Annotated in this window: 11 protein-coding genes; 7 read left to right on the top strand and 4 right to left on the bottom strand. The window is 61.3% G+C overall.

The window, feature by feature from the left end:
* Window positions 1-21 precede the first annotated feature (21 nt).
* From tssM to AC0NID_RS28740, 6 genes are all read left to right on the top strand, one after another.
* Complete coding sequence (tssM, locus tag AC0NID_RS28715) at window positions 22-3,585, top strand: type VI secretion system membrane subunit TssM (protein WP_473455826.1); 3,564 nt, start codon at window positions 22-24, stop codon at window positions 3,583-3,585.
* A gap of 156 nt (window positions 3,586-3,741) precedes the next feature.
* Window positions 3,742-4,515 (top strand): PP2C family protein-serine/threonine phosphatase, encoded by a 774-nt coding sequence (locus AC0NID_RS28720; RefSeq protein WP_473455827.1) that lies wholly within the window; start codon window positions 3,742-3,744, stop codon window positions 4,513-4,515.
* A 5-nt stretch (window positions 4,516-4,520) separates the two neighbouring features.
* Window positions 4,521-7,076 (top strand): serine/threonine-protein kinase, encoded by a 2,556-nt coding sequence (locus AC0NID_RS28725; RefSeq protein ID WP_473455828.1) that lies wholly within the window; start codon window positions 4,521-4,523, stop codon window positions 7,074-7,076.
* Window positions 7,077-7,213: 137 nt separating this feature from the next.
* The gene (locus AC0NID_RS28730; RefSeq protein ID WP_240547320.1) at window positions 7,214-7,594 is read left to right on the top strand and encodes a DUF1036 domain-containing protein; all 381 of its coding nucleotides are present in this window, start codon (window positions 7,214-7,216) and stop codon (window positions 7,592-7,594) included.
* Window positions 7,591-9,921 carry a M23 family metallopeptidase gene (locus tag AC0NID_RS28735; RefSeq protein WP_473455829.1) on the top strand — a complete coding sequence of 777 codons (2,331 nt, stop codon included), beginning with the start codon at window positions 7,591-7,593 and terminating at the stop codon, window positions 9,919-9,921. The genes AC0NID_RS28730 and AC0NID_RS28735 overlap by 4 nt, the downstream gene beginning before the upstream one ends.
* Window positions 9,922-10,140: 219 nt before the next feature.
* On the top strand, window positions 10,141-11,766 hold the full coding sequence (locus tag AC0NID_RS28740) for a caspase family protein (RefSeq protein WP_473455830.1): 1,626 nt from the start codon (window positions 10,141-10,143) through the stop codon (window positions 11,764-11,766).
* 48 nt (window positions 11,767-11,814) lie between these two features.
* On the opposite strand, the gene AC0NID_RS28745 is transcribed toward AC0NID_RS28740, so the two are convergent.
* Complete coding sequence (locus AC0NID_RS28745; RefSeq protein WP_473455831.1) at window positions 11,815-12,345, bottom strand: OmpA family protein; 531 nt, start codon at window positions 12,343-12,345, stop codon at window positions 11,815-11,817.
* A gap of 193 nt (window positions 12,346-12,538) precedes the next feature.
* On the opposite strand from AC0NID_RS28745, the gene AC0NID_RS28750 reads away from it, so the two are divergent.
* Window positions 12,539-13,117 (top strand): DUF6931 family protein, encoded by a 579-nt coding sequence (locus tag AC0NID_RS28750; RefSeq protein ID WP_473455833.1) that lies wholly within the window; start codon window positions 12,539-12,541, stop codon window positions 13,115-13,117.
* 435 nt (window positions 13,118-13,552) lie between these two features.
* Here AC0NID_RS28750 and AC0NID_RS28755 read toward each other — a convergent pair whose 3' ends face one another.
* The 3 genes from AC0NID_RS28755 to AC0NID_RS28765 form a co-directional block, all read right to left on the bottom strand.
* Window positions 13,553-16,105, bottom strand: coding sequence for a caspase family protein (locus AC0NID_RS28755; protein WP_473455834.1), 2,553 nt, complete (start codon window positions 16,103-16,105; stop codon window positions 13,553-13,555).
* Between the two features lie 356 nt (window positions 16,106-16,461).
* A complete protein-coding gene (locus AC0NID_RS28760; protein ID WP_473562965.1) occupies window positions 16,462-16,863 on the bottom strand; it encodes a hypothetical protein in 402 nt (133 codons plus the stop codon).
* Window positions 16,864-17,455: 592 nt separating this feature from the next.
* Complete coding sequence (locus tag AC0NID_RS28765; protein WP_473455835.1) at window positions 17,456-18,127, bottom strand: DUF1236 domain-containing protein; 672 nt, start codon at window positions 18,125-18,127, stop codon at window positions 17,456-17,458.
* Window positions 18,128-18,896: the final 769 nt, after the last annotated feature.

Below are 18,896 nucleotides of genomic sequence, written 5' to 3' on the forward strand. Positions count from 1 at the left end.
CACGGCCATTTGGGAGCGCCCATGACGCGCTGGCTGCTGCGGATTTTAAGCGCCATCGCCTTGGCCGGTTTCGCGGCAGCCGTCTGGTTTGCCGGCCCATTGATCCGTTTTGCCGACAGCCGCCCGCTCGGCCCCGTCTGGCTGCGCGCGACGATCATCGGGGTGATCGTGGCGATCGTGGTGCTGTTTTACGGCGTGCGTTTCTGGCAAATACGAAAAGCGCAAAAGGCGCTTGAAACGGCCGTCGCCCACAGTGACGGGAACGGTGGCGATGCGCAGGTGCTCGAGGCGCGTATGAGTGAAGCCATCGCGGCACTCAAGCGATCGAGCGGCAGGCGCAACTTCCTTTATGAGATTCCCTGGTACATCGTCATCGGCCCGCCTGGTGCCGGCAAGACGACGGCGCTGGTCAATTCGGGCCTGAAATTTCCGCTTGCCGGTTCGGGCAGCGCGCAGCCGGTGGCCGGCGTTGGCGGCACACGCTCCTGCGACTGGTGGTTCACCGACGAAGCCGTGCTGATCGACACAGCCGGGCGTTACACGACACAGGATTCCCATGCAAAGAGCGACAGCAAGAGCTGGCTTGCCTTCTTGTCGCTGCTCAAGAAATACCGCACCAGGCAAGCGATAAACGGCGTCATTCTGGCCATCAGCCTTGCCGATCTGATGAGCCTCGATGATCAGCAGCTTGACGCCCATGTCGTTGAAATACGCAGCCGCCTGCGCGAAATTCACGAAACGCTGAAAATCCAGTTCCCGGTGTATCTGCTCTTCACCAAGGCCGACCTTGTCTGCGGCTTCATGGATTATTTTGGCGATTTCGATGAGCAGCGCCGCCGCAAAGTATGGGGCGCGACATTCCAGACCGCCGATCGCAGCAAGAACATGGCCGGTGAGGCGCCGGCCGAATTCGACGCGCTGGTAAAGCGCCTGTCGGAGGAGATGGCCGACCGCCTGCAGGAAGAGGCCGATCCGCTCGCGCGCATATCCATCTTTGGCTTTCCAGCCCAGTTTGGCGCGCTGAAGGGGCGTATCGCCAGCTTCATCGCCGGCATATTCGATCCGGCCCGCAGCCAAGTGAAGGTCAGCCTGCGTGGGCTCTATTTTTCGTCAGGCACGCAGGAGGGCACGCCGATCGACCAGGTGCTGGGCGCGATCGGTCGCAGTTTCGGCAGCGCTTCCCACGCCCATTTCTCCGGTACGGGCAAAAGCTTCTTCTTGCATGATCTTCTGACCGGCGTCATTTTCGCGGAATCGGGGTGGGTGTCATACGACAGATCGGCTGAAAGGCGTGCAGCGATCGCAAGATATGGCGGCCTTGGCGCAATAGCTTTGATCACTGCCGCAGCTCTGGGCACCTTGGCCCTGAGCTTTACAGCCAACAGGTCGCTGATCGCTTCTACAACGCAAGCTGTAGGCCACTATCGCGAGGCGGCGGACCCGCTGCTCAAAAGCACGACGGTCGCCGATGTCGATCTCGAAAACGTCATTGGCCCGCTCGACCAGCTGCGCAACCTGCCGGCCGGGTTCGAGACCAGTGACTTGCCGACACCGATCGAGGAGACGTTCGGCCTCAGTCAGCGGGAAAGACTTCTCTCGGCATCCAAAACGGCTTACCGGCAAGCGCTGGAACGAACATTCCGCTCGCGCCTGCTGCTACAGGCCGAACGGACGATCCAGGCCAAGATGGCTGATCCGGCCGCGCTCTACGAACCGCTGAAAATCTACCTGATGCTTGGCGGCAAGGCACCGAAGGTCGATGACGAGTTGATCGTTTCCTGGATGAGGCAGGATTGGGAGCAGAACCGGTATCCGGGCGAAAACAACCGCGCGGGACGGGCGCAACTCGAAAAGCACCTGCGGGCCATGCTTGCGTTGGACGACGCCTATGATCCGGTTTTCGAACTCAACCAGCCACTCGTCGAATCCGCTCAACGCTCGCTTGGACGCATGAGCCTTGCCGATCGTGCCTCCGCACTGGTCAAGTCGGCGGTCTATGCGGCAGCGCTGGATGATTTTTCCGTATCCGTGAAAGCCGGCCCGGAAGCGCAGCTGTTGTTCGAGCGGGTCGATGGCGGCGAGCTGTCGGGCTTACGCGTTCCCGGTATCTACACCTATAACGGCTTCAACAACTTCTATCTCGGACAACTCTCGCGCATTGCGCAGATGCTTGTCGATGACCATTGGGTTCTCGGCGGCGGCGGTGAGCAAGGTGGCATCGATCAGGAGTTGCTCAAGCTTGGTCCCGAACTTGTCGAGCGCTATGCAAGGGAATTCTCCTCGGCGTGGAACGGCGTTCTCGACAAGTTGAAATTCAAGGCGATGCTGAAGGACAAGCCGCACTATATCGCTCTGTCCGCCGCTGCCTCCCCGACCTCGCCAATCGACCAGCTTTTTACGGCGATCGCCGACGAAACAGCCCTGACGCGAGAAGCTGGTTCCGACAAAGGCTATGGCTCCGAGGCCGATTCCGGCACGCTTCAAAGCCAGCCACAGAAGGCTGAAGATGTCGCCAGGGGGTTGGCGCGTATCGGCATTCAAATCGCCACTGGCAAATCGCAAAACCGGGCCGGCATAGGGTCCGCCGGCGCGCAAAACGCGACTCCTGGGGCGAACATCGAAGCGCAGTTCAGGCCGTTCCAGGCTCTGGTGAACGGTCCTGCCGGACGCCGCCCGATGGATGCATTGACCCAGAATTTCCGCGACATCTACCAGAGCCTGCAACTGGCGGCCGACGTCCCGTCGCAAACGGAACGCGTCAACATGAATCTGCAGCTGCAGATATCCACCCTTCGCGCCAATGTCTCACGTTTGCCCAAGCAACTCGCCCGAATGGTCACCGCGACCGCCGACGAGTTTGAGGGCAACGTCGCAGCAACCTCGCTAGCGAATTTGAACCAGATGCTCGACCAGACGGTCACGCGCGCCTGCCAGGAGGTGGTTGACGGCCGTTATCCCTTCGCCAGCAATGGCGCCGAGGATGTTGCGATGGCGGATTTCGCGAAACTGTTCGCTCCAGGCGGACTGATGGACCGGTTCTTTGCACAAAACCTCGCATCGATGATCGACATGACCGGCCAGGACTGGAGCTGGAAACAGGATGTCCGCTTCGGGCGCGACCTGTCGAAATCGACCCTGAAAAGCTTCCAGATGGCTGCGGAAATCCGCAACGCCTTCTTTCCCTCGGGTGGTTCGGTGCCGTCGGTCAACGTCACCTTCACACCGTTTTCACTGCATGGCGATGCCGATGCGGCGGTACTCGACGTCGATGGTCAGATTGTCCAAAGCAACCAGGCGGGCAACGCGCCGAGTACGCTGACCTGGCCGAGCGGCATGGCTTCCGCGTCCGCGAGCCTGAGCCTCATGCCGGAAATGCCGGGCCGTGAGTCCGCGCTCAAGTTCGACGGCCCGTGGGCGCTGAAACGGCTGCTGGACAAGGCCGCCATCAACGGCACCGGCGGCACCACTGAAGCCCGCTTCGTGATCGGCGGCCGCGATGTCGCCTACACGATCCAGGCCAGTTCGGATCCCAACCCCCTCTTTCTTCCTGCGCTTTCGGGGTTCAGCTGTCCAAAGGCGTTTTGAGATGACCTTTTTGCTTTCCAGCACGGCGAGGCCGTCCATCGGCAGCAGGCGCACGCACGTTGATTTCGATACTCTAATGTTCGAGCCTGTGGCAAACTGGCGCGAGCGAGCGGTGACAGTGCCGCAGAGGACGCTTGAGAAGCGCTTGGTGGCAAATTGAACAATGTCGCCCTTTCCTTTGAGAGCTTCGGCGTCAGCCACAGAGGCTGTGTCCGTGAGCTCAATGAAGACAGCTATCTGGTCGAGCCGGAAACTGGCCTGTGGGCGGTGGCCGACGGGATGGGTGGCCATGATGCTGGAGAAGTCGCCTCGGCCAGCATCATCGATCATCTGGCAACGATCGGCATTGCAAGCTCTGCGCCGGATCTTCGCGCGCGCTTCGAGGACCGGCTCAGCCGGGCCAATGCCGAAATCCGCAGGATAGCGGAATCCCGCGGCGTAACCATCGGCTCCACTGTCGCCGCCCTTCTGGCGATGGACGGGCGGTTTGCCTGCCTGTGGGCGGGTGACAGCCGCGTCTATCTGATCCGCAACGGATCGATCTCGCAGGTTTCGAAGGACCACACCGAAGTTCAGGAACTCCTCGACCGAGGCATGATCAGCGCAGCCGAAGCGCTCACCTGGCCGCGCCGCAATGTCATTACGCATGCGGTCGGTGTCAGCGACGACATCGTCATCGACTTCCAGCAAGGCGAAATCCTGCCGGGAGACGTTTTCGTGTTAAGCACCGATGGGCTGACAGCGCACGTCACCGACGCCGAGATCGAGGCAGCGGTGGTGTCGGCGACACCGCAGGCGGCAGGCGAAGACCTGCTGCAAACGGTGCTGGCGCGCGGTGGCACAGACAATGTCACGATTGTGCTCGTCAAGATCGGGGACGGGCGCAACGGGCAATCGCTCCGTCCGGATCTGTCGAGAGCGGAGGGTTGAGGCCGATGAGCGCCGACGACAAGACGCGAATATCGCCGAACTTCGCCAACACGGCCGTGGGCACGCAGCTCAGCGGCATCTACGAACTCGACGAGCGGATCGCCTTCGGCGGCATGGGTGAGGTCTACCGTGGCCACAATATCCAGACCGGCGACCACGTCGCGATCAAGATCGTCCTACCCGAGTTCGCCCGCGATCAGACGATCCTGTCCTTGTTCCGCAAGGAGGCGTCGATCCTCAATCACCTGTCGCACGACGCGGTCGTGCGATATCACGTCTTCACAATAGATCCCGGGATCGGCCGTCCCTATCTCGCCATGGAATTCGTCGACGGCCAATCGCTGTTTGATGTCATGCGACGCGGCCCGATGCCGACGGAAGACGTGCGTAAGCTCTGCCACCGCCTCGCTTCCGGCTTGAGCGCCGTGCATCAGGCTGGCGCAATTCACCGCGATCTCTCCCCCGACAACATCATCCTGCCAGGAGGCCGGGTCGAACGCGCAAAGATCATCGATTTCGGCATCGCGCGGTCGGCGACCATCGGCGGAGAGACCCTGATCGGCGGCAAGTTCGCGGGCAAGTACAACTACGTTTCTCCCGAACAACTCGGGCTGTACGGTGGCGATGTCAGCGAGCAATCCGACATGTACAGCCTGGGGTTGGTGCTGGCCGCTGCTTTGCGCGGGAAGCCGATCGACATGAGTGGCTCCCAGTTCGAGATTGTGGAAAAACGCCGAACCGTTCCGGACCTGTCCGACATCGACGCCGATTTTCGCGGAATTGTCGAAGCCATGCTGCAGCCGGATCCACAAGACCGGCCGATCAGCATGGCGGACATCGCCAGGATGACACGTGACGACACGGACAGCGAGGGGACAGCGCCGCCACCGTCGACCATCCCCCGCGAGCGGACGGGTTTACCGCGGGCGGGGGGGACGCTGGCGCCTGGCCCCGGAAGCCAGCCTCCGGCGGCTCCCGGTGATCGGGTCTTCGTCCCGCATGTCCGCCCGGCGCACCTGTCCGAACCGAGGCCTTCGGCAGTTGCCGGTCCTCCTCGGGCGGTTTTGCCAAACGTCCCTGGAAAGTCCGCCAAGACCCGATCCATCGCGATCGCTGCCTTGGCGACATTAGCTGTCACGGCCGGTGCAGGGATTTATCTGAGCGGCGTGATGACGCCTTCCACGCCGCCCGCCGGAGAGACAAAGCTCTCGCCATCAAAGCCGGCCCCGACGGACAGTGTTGTAAATTCGCCGGGTGATGAGCCAGCAAAGGCGGTTCCACCGCAGCAGCCACAACGAGAGGCCACTGCACCGCCAGTTGAAGATCAGGCAGGTGCCGCGGCCGATCAATTGTCGGAGCCGACAGAGCCTCCCGAAGTCGCCTCACCAACCGAGAAGATTTTGGAGCAGTCGGTAACCGAGACGCAGCCGCCAGCTGAAAATCAGGCGGATGCCAAGGCGAAGGCTGAAGCCGAGGCAAGAGCTGAGGCCGAAGCGGAAGCGGAGGCGCGGGCGCGGGCTGAAGCCGAGGCGCGGGCCGAGGCGGCGAAGACCGAAGACGAGGAACGCCAGAAGGAAGCGGCGATGCGGACCGCTTCGGAAGAAAAGGCAAGGCTCGACGCCGAACGCAGGGCGGCCGCGGCGCAGGCGCAGAAGGTGGAGCCCACGCCTCAGCAGTCGGCCGCAAAAGCCTCGCCGACGCCAGCGGTCCAGCCCGACGTCATCGAGAGCCAGGAACCCGAGCAATTGGCGAGCCAGCCGGCAGCACCCAAGGCGGCCGTGCAGATGCCCGAACCCGCTGCAGGCCAGACGGATGACGCGAACGCAAAGGGGCAACAGGACGAACCGGCGGCAGGCAAACAGCCGGACGAAGCCACCGTCGCCTTGAACGTGCCGAGACCGGAATTACCGCCGGAAATTGCTGTCGACGGCGCTGCACAACGGGTCTCCTGGGTGCGCGACTTCAACGGCGGCGACTGTTTCTATGCGGCGTTGACACCGGCATCCGGCAAGGCTGCCGCGATCGAGGGATTTGGAACGGAGGTCCCGCCGTTCGAACGAATGATGTACGATTTCCAGGCAAGATTCCAAGTCGAGCCAGACATCAGCCTCCGCCTCATTGAACCAGCCCAATGCGAAGTCACCAAGTTCCTTCGCTTTCTGGACCGGACAGCGGCCGACAAGCCGCAGCTTGTTCTCGATCAAACGACGGTGCCGAGCGGTTCGCCGATCGGCGGCACGCTGGTGACGCATGGCGGCCTGATCTCCAGCTTGCTGTTGATCGACCACAGGGGCATGGCATTCAACCTCGACGATCGTATCTCGGTGCAATCGGACAAGGCCACTTTCAACATTCCGATCGATCTCGGCGCAGCCGACAAGGCGGCCGGCAAGGTCTTGCCGCAGATCATACTGGTCATCACGGGGCCACGGGAAATTCAGGCTGCGGCGTTTCCTGTGCCAGCACCAGCCTCGCAACTGTTGCCCAAGATTCTCGAAGAGATCGAAACCAACGGATCTGAGTTCTCCGCGACTGCAAAGTACTTCCGGCTCGGCGGGTAGCATGGACGCCGATGAACCGCCGCCGCTCGCGTTTTTGCTTCGTGACCACTGTCCCGCCCAAAAATCGGCGTGACGGGCTTCGCACGCCGCCTGTCCTGAGAGGCGGTATCAAACTTGCGGCTATGTTGGGCGCGACATTGCTGGCTCTCCTGTCGTCCCACGAAGCGCGCGCTGAGTTCACCGTCTGCAATCAGACGCTCGACGTCGTCAATCTTGCCGTCGGCCAAAAGGTCGACAATGCGGACCAGACCGATGGCTGGTGGACCATCGGCGCAAATCAGTGCGTGAACGTCATCCGCGAGGAACTCACGAACCGCTACATCTACATCTATGCGACGGACGTTTTTGGTCATGCGACGCTGAGCGGTTCGACCGAAATGTGCATCGACCGGCGGCGCTTCTCGATACGCGGCATCGATGAATGCTGGCAGCGCGGCCATATCGCGGCACGGTTTCTCGAAGTCGATACGCTTGAACAGGTGCGGTGGACCTTTTTCCTGACCGGTAGCAACCCGTGACGCACAGTATCGACACAAGCTTCAGGCTGAAAAAGCAGGCGCGGGCCGCCCTGCGCAGACGCAGGCTCTGGCGCGGGCTGCTTGCCGGTCTTGCCGTGATCGTCCTGTCGTCGATCGCCGCCGGCTTCTATCTCACCGCGGACCATTGGTCGTTTGGCGACGAAGACGAGGAGTTGCAGGCGGTCGAGGGAACCGACGACGTGCCGGCCGATGCATCGGTCTATGTGCCAGCCATCATCGACCTCGCAGGGGACCCGATGTGGATCACCCTTTCGCCCGACGCCGGCGCCGCAATAAAAAGCCAAGCGATCGCGCGCCCGGCAGAACTCGATCAGGCCGGCGTTTCGCCCCAGATCGAGGTTCTTTCCGACGTGATGCTTAGCGCCAGCGAAAAGTTCATGACAACGATACCGTCCACGCAAGAAGATTTCGCATTCTTCCAGGCACAGCGACAGACCGCGGCGGTGCCATCCAGCGATCTGCAAAACGATCTTGAGCCACCAGCCGTTGCAAACGAGGCTCCGGCTGCTTCGGACCTGCAGGCGGACGCCGAGGATTCCGAAGCAGGTTGGGGCGAGACGATCGATGCGGGCGAGGCAGCCCTTCCCGCCTTCCGCAAGACCCAGATCGAAAACAACACGAGCGTTGCAGTTGTCACGAGCGAGCATCAAAGATTCGAGGCTACCGAAGACACGTTCGTAAAGATTCTCAACGATCGCAGCCTGGACAGCGTCGCCCTGGATGCGCATTTCTCCGCCGAGGATGCCAAGCTGGCAGGTGAAGCCCTCAAGGCGCTTTTCAGCCGGGAAAGCCTCGAGCCGGGTTATGTCGTTGCCATGCGCGGTTTCAGGCCGGCGCGGGCGACGACAACCATGTCCCTCATGCAGGTTTCGATCTACGCCAAGAACGTATTTGTCGGTACGCTGACGCGCAATGCCGCCGGTGCGTTTGTGTCTGGTGTCGACCCCTGGGTGCGTGAAGATCTGTTCAACTACTCAGGCGCGCAGGCGCAGGGCACCCACAAAAGGCAATACCGGCTCCTCGACGCAATCTACTCGACAGCGGCACGCAACAAGGTTCCGACCGGCGTGATCGGGGAAGCGATCATGTATCTGTCGCGAGGACAGGACCTGGATGCGTTCGCCAGCGAAGACCAGCGTCTGGTGCTGATCTATTCGCAAACGCCGCGCGGCAAGCAGGAGACGGCCGGACGAGTGCTCTATGTGGGCGTCCAGGGTGCCGAAAAAAGCCTCGACTGTTTCGTCTTCCAGCAGACCGACGGCCAGTTCGCATGCGTTGGCGGCGACGATCAGGTTCGATCGCTGACGGTCACCAACGGCATGGTCACTCCGGTCAACGGGGTCATGACGTCCACCTTCGGCCCGCGCAAGCACCCAATCCTGGGAACTGTTCGCATCCACAAGGGCGTCGATTGGGCAGCACCTTTGGGCACGCCGATAGCGGCCGCCTTCGACGGCGAAATCGTCTTTCAGGGCGATGGAGGCGGATACGGCAATCTGGTGAAGCTTTCGCACGAAAACGCACAGGAGACGCGCTATGCGCATATGCAGAAATTCGCGATCAAGGGCGGTGTCGGCGCGAAGGTGAAGGCAGGCGATATCATCGGCTATATCGGCACCACCGGCCTTTCGACTGGGCCGCACCTGCATTTCGAGCTCTATCGGAATGGGCAGGCGATCAATCCCCTGGGCACGGTTACGGCGATCGCAACGGATGCTTCCGCTGTCGCAACGCTGACCGACCGTATCGTTCAAGTCGAAAGTGGCGGCAGCGCGCGCGCCAAGAACCCAAATTCTTCGGCGACGGGCGCTGGTCAGTTCATAACGAAGACGTGGATCAGGATGATGAACACCTACCGCCCCGAACTTGCGCGGACACTGTCAACCGCCGACCTGCTGGCTTTGCGATACGACGCCACCATATCGCGCGAGATGGTCAGCAATCTGGCGCGCGAAGGCGAAGCCTATCTTCGGGCGCGCGGCCACCAGATCACAGCCGGCCGACTCTATCTCTGTCACTTCCTGGGAATGGAAGGCGCCCATCAGGTACTGTCGTCGCCGGGTTCGGCGCAATTGAGCGCCGTGCTCGGGTCGGCCGTCATTCAAGCCAATCCGTTCCTCACCGGCAAGACCGCCAGTTATGTCGTGGGGTGGGCCGAAAGGAAAATGGGTCGGAAGCTGAGTTCTACAACGACTGAGGTAAGCCAGCAGACAACGACGACACAAGTCCGCCAGACATCGCCGGAGTTCGAAAAGTACAAGCAGGCAATCACGGCCCTCATAGGCACGATGCAGACTACGCTTTGAACCTGCTTCTCGCGGCGTGCGAGTTCTGCCGTGAGACCATTGGTGTTCCTGCTGCCAAAGTGTTACTATAGGCAACTTTTTTTGGGCGCCTTGTGAACCATAATAGTGGTCGAGATCACATACACCCAAGAGCCATTTTGGCGGAAGCGACCATGTCGCTGATGAAACTTAGCATGCGCAGGCATCAATAGTGCGCCCATCGGGGCGGAGGGCTGGTCCATGAAAGCGTTTGCCGTCTTTCTGAGCGGGTTTATCCTGTTTTTCATCGCCTCGCTTGGCGCCGAGGCTGCCGCGCCTGACGCCAAACGCGTGGCGCTGGTCATCGGCAACAGCAAATATGCCCATGCCGTTGCCTTGCCCAATCCTGCCAACGATGCGCGCCTCATCGCATCCACACTGCGCAATGCCGGCTTCCAGGTGATCGAGGGGATCGATCAAGACAATGCAGGCATGCATAGCCTCATCAGTCGGTTTACAGAGCAATCCTACGATGCCGACCTCGCCGTCATTTTCTACGCCGGCCACGGCATGCAGGTCGACGGCAGGAATTTCCTGATTCCGGTGGACGCCGAGCTGACATCGCCCGTTTATCTCAAGACCCGCACCGTTCAGATCGACGACTTCATGGCAGCGTTACCGGCCGAGCCGGCGATCGGTGTCATTATCCTCGATGCCTGCCGCGACAATCCGCTGGCCAGGACGTTGGCCGCCTCGATGCCGAAAAGCCGTTCGGCCTCGTTTGGCACCGGTCTGGCACCGATCGAGGCAAAATCGGACGGTGTTGGAACCGGCGGAATCTTGATTGCGTATGCAACCGATCCCGGCGCCATCGCTTTCGACGGCAATGGCGTCAACAGTCCCTACTCCGCGGCGCTCGCCAGGCACCTGACTGAACCCGGCGTTGAAATCCAGAGCGCGCTGACGCGTGTGCGGGGCCAGGTGACCGAAACGACACAAGGTCGTCAGAGACCCTGGCACAACGCATCACTGGGACGCGAGGTCTTCCTGGGACAGGCCGTAGCGGAAGCGGCGCCTGCCACAAGACCTGTCGTTGTTGGCGCATCCGGCGCGGCGACATCGGCCCCTGCCCCGGTAACCAACGAACCTCCTTCCTGGGAGGTGGAGCAGCGCCTGTGGGATGAGGCTTCCAAGCGCAATTCCATTCCATTCTACGATGCCTATCTCGAACAGTTCCCAACCGGCCGCTTCGCCACGGTGGCGCGGCTGAACATCGACCAGTTGAACGAACCGAACGCCGACAGTCGGCAGGTCGCGGCAGTCGATGAGGACGAGGCGAACGCAAGTTCCGGCTCAGCCGTTCGCACCTCGATTGGCGTTTCGGACGAGGTCAAGCAGACCCCCGGCACAGAGTTGACGGAAAGTGCGATCGGTCTCGATCGCCAGGGCCGTATCGATCTGCAGTTGCGCATCGAAGCCTTGGGCAACGAGCTTGGTCGCATCGATGGAAACATAGGTCCAAAGACCCGCCAGGCGATCGGCATCTGGCAAGCGAAGAACGGCCTGCCGCAGACCAGCTTTTTGACGCGCGAGCAACTGACGTTCCTGGTGATCCAGACCGATCCCATGATGGAATCGGTGCGCGCCAGATATGCTGCCGATCAGGCTCGTGCGGCAGCACAATCGAAAAAACAGGTGCAGAAGGCCCGCACAAAAAAGCCGGTGGTGGCACAGCAGCCCCGCAGGCAGCAGGTCGTTCAACAAAAGCGCACCCGCGAGGTGGTTCGGCGAGACGACCCGCCGCCGAACAACAACGACTTCCTGACCAAGGCGCTGATCTTCGGCACCGGCGTGGCCGTGGGGGGCGTGCTCAACAACGACAACTGACAAGCGTTTGAAGCCTGTCGACGCGAGACGTGCCTGGACGCCGAGGCCCTACTCAGTCCTTATCCGCATCTCCACCCGGCGGTTTTCCGGATCGTATGGGTCGGGGGTGCGCGGTTTCGTTTCGCCCAGGCCCGTCGCTTTGATGCGGGCAGGGTCGATGCCGTTAGAGGTCAGGAAGGTTGTTACCGATCGGGCTCTTCGTTCCGACAGTCCATCGTTGTACTGAGCCGGGCCGGAAGCATCGGTGTAACCTTCAACGACGAAGTTGAGAGCGCTCAGTCGGCTGTCCTTCAGCGCTTTGGCGAACTCGTCGAGTTCTGCGCGCGCAGTCGCGTCGAGTTCCGCGGAATCCAGGCCGAAACTGATCAGCATATCGAGGCTGGTCTTGTCGGCCGGCGCGTCTTTCTGCTTGCTGTTGCATTCGTCTTCGGTGCCGACGCAAATTCCGCGCGAAGCGCCGAATTCGCTTACCCCGGCAAAAAACTTCACGATGTCTTCTGACTTCTGAGTTGGGTCGGCGAAAGCGTGAGTTGGAAAAAACGCGACCGTCAACACGAAGGCTAAACTGCCCAACTTCATAGCGGCACTCCTGTTTTGAGCATCCGATTTCGGCGGCTGCGGATTATACCAAATCCCGAAGCGATTGTCTGTCAATAAACGTCGAGCATATGAAGAGTATACGGCAGTTTCATCTTGCCATGGCCTGAGACTTGACCAGCGCCTCGTCCAGGGCTTCAGTGTCGATTGTTCCCTGGGTGAAAGCGTGGCGGCCATGGCCAATGAGCTTCGATTCAAAACGGCGCGGGATCTTTTCATGGCCTGCCCTGCTGTCTCCAGGCACATGGTGGCACTTCCGACCGAACAGCCCTCAATCGAATTTTGCCGCGCCCTCCTTGCAGGACGGGTGCCCGAGGAGGCGGTCACATTCTGTGCCTATCTGCTTCCCGAGCGGGCAGCGGTGTGGTGGGCGCATGAGTGCCTGCGCCATCTGACCGACCTGCTCGACAGCAGGGATCAGGAGTTGCTCGCGCTTGTTCGTGACTGGGTCGGCGAACCGGACAGTCCTCATCATAGCGCGGCAGTGAGCAAGGCCGCTGCAATGCCGCCGGCAACGCCGGCTGCCTGGATTGCCCTGGCTGCGGGATCGCGCGGCACCGGTTCGGCCATGGAGGCGTCAGCATTACCGGCCCTGCAGCCACTACCTGCCGCCCACGCTGTGAGTGCGGGAGTTCTGGCCGGACTGGCACGTGTTGCACTGGCGGACCGCTTTTCGGTGCTTTGCGCGTTTGTCGAGATGGGGATCCAGATGGCAGAGATCGAGGCGCTGCATCAATCAGCGGACGCAGATTAGAGCGTCGTCTGTGCCGTTGACCGAGTTTTGGTAAAGGCGAAACGGAAATTGGCTCACCGGCGGCCAAGATATGGTCGCTTACAACCCGCCGCTTTTTATTTGGTCAACTTCATCCCCAGCCGCCTCCGCCTCCGCCGTTCCCGCCCAAAGGAGGTTTGATCACAGGAGGTGCGGTAGCAGGCTCTTCCTCAACCGGCTGAATCACTTTCTTGGCGGCCGCTGGTTTGGCAGCGGGCTTAACGATCTTTTGCGGCGGAGGGGCTCTGCGAACGACCTTCGGCGCCGGCTTCGGCGCGGGCGTCGCCAGCAGCGGCGTCGGTCGCAATTCGGGTGGCCAGGAGGACGTACAGCCTACGAGCCCCGGCAGGGCGACGGACAGAGTTATTCCGATGATTGCCTGCTTCCAGTTCCTGCTCACCATCACCTCCCGCTTGATCAAAACACGTCCCGACGTGGATTAGCTTCTTCCCAGACCCGTCTGGCCGCGTTGACCAGTTGATCGTCGAGCGAACCGGACGCAGGAACCTTCGACTTGAGTTCCCGTCGCAGCTGCTTCATCGCTGTCGTTTTCACCTTCGCGCCGAAATTTGCGAGGTTCGTCCGAGCTTCGGGCAGTTGGTTGCGAAAATCCAGCGCGGCTGCAAATGCAAGAAAACGGACGGCGATGGCTTGGTCGGCCTTTTCGCCCTTTTCCATTTCGAGAACCGCGCGATCGAATGCGCCGTACTCATCGCCGCGCATGGCTGCCATCTCGAACAGCCTTTGCGCCTCCGCCGGGTTGCGCTCCACGCCCACGCCGTCGCGATACATGCGCGCCAGATTGCTTGGAGCGTAGGGTTGGCCAAGCTCGGTGGCCTTCTCAAACAGCGCCAATGCCGTCTTCGGATTTTTCTCGACGCCCGCACCGCTCAGATAGTTGCGGCCAAGCAGGTTCATCGAATACATGTCCTGCCGCTGGACGCCGGCCTCCAGGAAGGCAACGGCGCGGGCCTGATCGGCGGTCACGCCGTTGCGGCCTTCCGTGAAGATCGCGCCGAGATCGTTCATGGCATATGTGTGCCCCATCGCTGCCGCCTGGAGCAGCAGGTCCAGCCCCTTGGCCGTATCGCGCTCGACGCCGGTTCCATGGAACAAGGCTCGGCCCCACGAGGTCATCCCGTAAGGATCGCCCTTGTCGGCCGCAGCCGCGTAGAAGGTGTTGGCTTTTTTCCGGTCGACCGCCACGCCCGTTCCCGTCGCGTGGAGGTAGCCGAGTTCGAACACGGCGCGCACGTGTCCCCTGTCGGCAGCCTGTTGTATGGCTTTCCTGGCCTGGTCCACCTTTCCGGCTGCAAGCAGCGCGCGCCCCAGTTCGTAGCGGAAGCGGGCGACATCGGGATACGCCTTCACCGCAGCCTCGCAGAGCCTCACCGCGTCGGCGCCGATTTCATTTGGCAGCAGGCCGGGGACGACGCCTTGAAGATCGAGAGGTTCGCCGGCAGCCGAGTCGCACGGATTGACGATTGGCGACAGTTTCATCGTGGCAGGTTTGGATACTCCGCTGTCCGCCCGAATTTCGAAGGCGACCTCGACCGGTGCGCTGGCTCCGATCTGGGGTTCATAGCGCAGCACCTCGACTTCACCGACTATCAAGCTCGATTCGGGCGACAGCGTTCGATCCGGCAGAGAAAGAATTCCCGTTCCGGGATAGTCCGAAACTTTCAAGCTGATCGCCGAATCATCGGTGGGGAGATCCAGGTTCAGCGCAACCGGGCCTACGCCAACCGGAACGTCGATCTCGCGGCTCTCGATGGCCTCGGCGGCACCAGTGACATGAATGCCGCGCTGCAGCACCTGCTGCTTCTGCTCGGCTTCGAGCGAGGCCATGATCTGTTCGCCCTGGGGTCCTTCAGCGCTTTTGACCCGGAACACCAGCATGCCCCTGGCTTCGCCGCCCCAGTCGTCGCGTGCGGCGTAAGCCAGCATATCCATCTCTTCCGGCTCGCCTATCCCCTTGGGGACATCCATCTGCAAACGCGGCAGATCCTTGCCTTGGATCTGTTCTCCCGCCTCGATGACCTTGCCGTCCAGCATCAGGCGTCCGAGCGTGGGCGGTCTTTCGATGCTGACGGTGATTGTCCCGCCGTCGACGTCGACGGGTTCCGGGAGATCCAGATCGACGGGGCCTGTCCCCGACAGCACGACCTTCTCCAGCACCGGCGGCAGCGATGGCCGGCTGCTGCGCCGCATCAGAACGACTTCGTCGATCAGCGAAGAGTTCTCCCAGGGGACCTGCAGCCCCTTGGTTGCCTCAACTACGTCCCTGCGCACGGCCGACATGACCGTGCGGATCTCCTGGTTCGGGGCGAGCGCGCGACGAGAAAACGCCAACGAAAAAGGACTGAGGTCGCCGGCGCCGTCATAGGCAACCGCGCCGGGTTCGGTGGCAAAGGCGATCAGCGTGTTCAGCGAGCTTTTTACTTGCGCAAGGCCGGTGCCGGTGGCAGCCAAAAGCTGGTCTCTGAGCCAATAGTCCTTGCGAGGGAATGGATTATTGCGGCAGGCGTCGAGGATGATCACCTGGATCTTCGATTTCGAACGCATCTGCTGCAGCACATCGTTCAGCTTGATTGCCTGGACCTCGACGTCCGCCGCATCTTTCAACGAGGCATCGACCGGGATCAGGAAATTTTCGCCGCCGATCTGAAAGCCGTGACCGGAATAGTAGACGACAGCCACATCCGCGCCGTCCACGGCGGCAAGATAGTTGCGGAACTGGTCTTCAAACTGGAGCTTTGTTAGATCCCTCGCGACGAAAACGTCGAAACCAGCCGCTCGGAACGTGTTGGACACGTCCACCACGTCCTTGGCCGGGTTCTTGAGGGCCGAGATTTCCTGGTAATCGGAGTTGCCGATTACAAAGGCGACCCTTCGTTCGACGGCAAAAGCTTCGAAGCTCGTGAAGCTTGCGAGCAGGACGGCTGCTACGAATCCGCAACGTCGGAGCATGGCAAATCCCTTAACCGCTGTTACCTGGCAACCACAAGAACACAGCTTGCGGTGCAAGGTCCGTTAGAGAGCATGCAATCTGCCGAGACAGAAAAGAGAAAAAAGCCGTCGCGACAGCGGGCATATTCCTCATGTAATCGAGTTCTAAATTACATCAGAGGCCGGGTGTCCGCAATGATTGTCAAACGGTCTCTCAAACTGCGCCCGGTGTGGCGCATCGATGGCCGAGTGACGAGACCTGTCCTGGCTGGATCAGCTGCCGGTTCGCTATGAGGGGACTAGAGCGGCTCAGCGTGCGCGACGCGTCAGTGATGCCGTCAATCGTGAGCGGCCAACACCAAAATCAGCCAGAATCGTCATCCTGGATCGTTGGAATGGACGATATGCGAAAGGGGTACCGGATGACTGCAACGGCGATCGGCCTGCCCGAGCGCCGCCTCACTCGGTGCGTGGCACCCGGCGCAGGCACCCGGCTCGCGCGATCTCGAGGAGCTTTGTCGCGGGCTGCGGCGGCGAGCTTCGGTGGCAACGGTCCGTACCAGACGCTTGGTGCCGCCCGGCCAGTGGCCGCCCGCAGGGTCCGGGCGAGGCCAGGCAAAAACGTTGGCCTCGTTGCAGATGATCGAGGAGCGTTGGGCGTCAAGGCCGAGGCGCGTTGGAATCTCGATCGCCGTCAGCGGGTCGGCCGGCGGGCTATGGGTTACCGGCACCACGACCGCAACGATGCGATCGCCGTCGCGCCGCGTGGCCGCTACCAAGGCACACGGCCGGTTCTGATCCCCTCTTCGTCGCCGCGCCGATGATCCGCCCTTACTTCCGGAATAACTTGCCCAGGCAGGTGTAATGCGACGGTAGGAAACGTTCCATCCTGCCGCCTCGTCCTTGTTAAGCTGAGCTGTGATTGTTGCCTCGAATTCGTCTGCCGGCAGCTTTTCTCCCCCAAACGGTCAGAGTCGCATCGTCGTGCTTTCGAAACGAAGTTCCCATCCCGTTCTTCGCTGTCCCTTCAAGCGTAAAGTCAGGCGGCACATCGAAAACGAACCCTCCCTATCTTACCCCGAACAGCTGCCAGTTCTGTGGGTCGGGATGGTCCGCGAAACGAAGGTCATAACGATCAATGTGAACAATACGTGCATGGGCTGCACTCTAGTTGGCGGTTGGCTTTAAGACTGCGCGCCGGAGTGCCCGAGGCCCTTGCTCCGCTTTTCGCAGCATCGCTACAATTTCGTCTGCCGAGACCAGCAGCCGTTCAGCGATCTCAAGTTCAATCAATCCGGGAGCGGTGGGTTGTCGGTATTGCAGGCAAACGGGCGCGTTCGCGGGCCCGCCTGCCGCTTGCTGCTGAAACGGTTATCGGACGACGTAGACGATCTGCCTTGTCTTGGCGTCGACGAGCACAGGTTGGCCGTTCACGTAAACGTACCGATATTCGTAATCCGGTATCTCGCGCAGTTCGACTGTCTCCGGCAACCCGGCGCCGACCACGACTTCGCCTTCAAGATAGACCGGATCAACCTTGTTCGTGGTGATGTAGGTCCGCACTTTCTCCGGCGGATCAACGACCGTACCTGCCGCGCCGCCAGCAACAGCACCCGCTGCTCCACCGACTGCGGCCCCGGCTGGACCTGCAATCAAAGCTCCGGCGACGGCTCCTGTGACACCGCCAGCAAGGGCGCCTGCGTCTCCGCCACCCTTGTCCTTGAGCACCATCACGCCTGAGTCAGCGGGACGTTCGGTCAGGACAACTTGTTTACCCCCAAACTCTCCGGTGAGGTATTCCGAATACACCCAGCCCTCGCCACTCGATGTGGTGACCGAACACCACTTCGAACCCTCGAGGCAGCCGTTGAGGGTGGTTGTCTGGCCGGCGCCGATCACTCCGATCACCGCGTGCCCGGGACCAGGTCCAGCCCTCACATTGAGATCGGTTGTCGCGGCCACCGTGCCCTGCGCATCGGCTGCCCCTGCGAACATTGCGATTACAGTAGCGGCTACGGCCGCCCTTCCAAGTTGGTGGGCCATGATAAGCTCTCCGCTTAAATCCCTTCGCGCGATAAACGAAGGCGAAGCCTGGGGGTTCCAGCATCGAGCGATGCAGAGAATGCAGGTGGTGCGGTCGAAAACGGTTATTCCTGCCCACGGCCCGAAGCTGCCAAGTCCCCAACTTCTGCCTCCATGTCCGTCATGGAGATGGCCTGCTCTTTGGTTCCTTTAGGCAACGCGAGACCAGTTGCCTGGCCGCCGCAACGCTGAGTTCACCCAGCTGTTGGTTGACGACGTTGTCGTCCACCCATGTACGCCTCCGAGGAGGGCCGCCTTGCGGGCGAAGAGAGGATATGTCGGTATGGATACTGACAGTCGCCAAGTCACTCGTCTCGAGATTGTTGACAATGGCCGCCGGCGCCGCTGGTCGGAAGAGGGTCGAGGAGAGCTATTCGGCTCCGCGGCAAGCATCCGCGACAGCGCGGCGTCACGGGATTCCAACCCACTGCTGTTTGCTTGGCGGGGACAGGGATGTATTGCTCGCTGTCCTCGACGTCGTCAGGCAATTCTTCGAATCGTCCGCCCAATCGGAATGCCAGTAGATCTTGCCTGTCTCCTTGCGCAGATAGGCCGTGTTTTCGCCGCCTCCGCCGGAGTTCACGAATTGCGACGCTTCAAGAAGCTCGCGCAAGTTGACTGCCTCTCTCGCTGCGCATGAGCCTGTCGTCGCCCTATATACCCGACCTGATCGGGCGCGGCCACGCCCCGAACCGGCCGGCATCTGAATCCTTCCGCACGAAAAGACATC

This window comes from Mesorhizobium sp. WSM4821 (genome assembly GCF_055901555.1).

What these genes read in the sequence shown, in the direction of transcription:
- AC0NID_RS28755 (WP_473455834.1), bottom strand. Translation starts at nt 16,105, where the DNA reads ATGCTCCGACGTTGCGGATTCGTAGCAGCCGTCCTGCTCGCAAGCTTC.
- tssM (WP_473455826.1), top strand. Translation starts at nt 22, where the DNA reads ATGACGCGCTGGCTGCTGCGGATTTTAAGCGCCATCGCCTTGGCCGGT.
- AC0NID_RS28750 (WP_473455833.1), top strand. Translation starts at nt 12,539, where the DNA reads ATGGCCAATGAGCTTCGATTCAAAACGGCGCGGGATCTTTTCATGGCC.
- AC0NID_RS28740 (WP_473455830.1), top strand. Translation starts at nt 10,141, where the DNA reads ATGAAAGCGTTTGCCGTCTTTCTGAGCGGGTTTATCCTGTTTTTCATC.
- AC0NID_RS28725 (WP_473455828.1), top strand. Translation starts at nt 4,521, where the DNA reads ATGAGCGCCGACGACAAGACGCGAATATCGCCGAACTTCGCCAACACG.
- AC0NID_RS28745 (WP_473455831.1), bottom strand. Translation starts at nt 12,345, where the DNA reads ATGAAGTTGGGCAGTTTAGCCTTCGTGTTGACGGTCGCGTTTTTTCCA.
- AC0NID_RS28765 (WP_473455835.1), bottom strand. Translation starts at nt 18,127, where the DNA reads ATGGCCCACCAACTTGGAAGGGCGGCCGTAGCCGCTACTGTAATCGCA.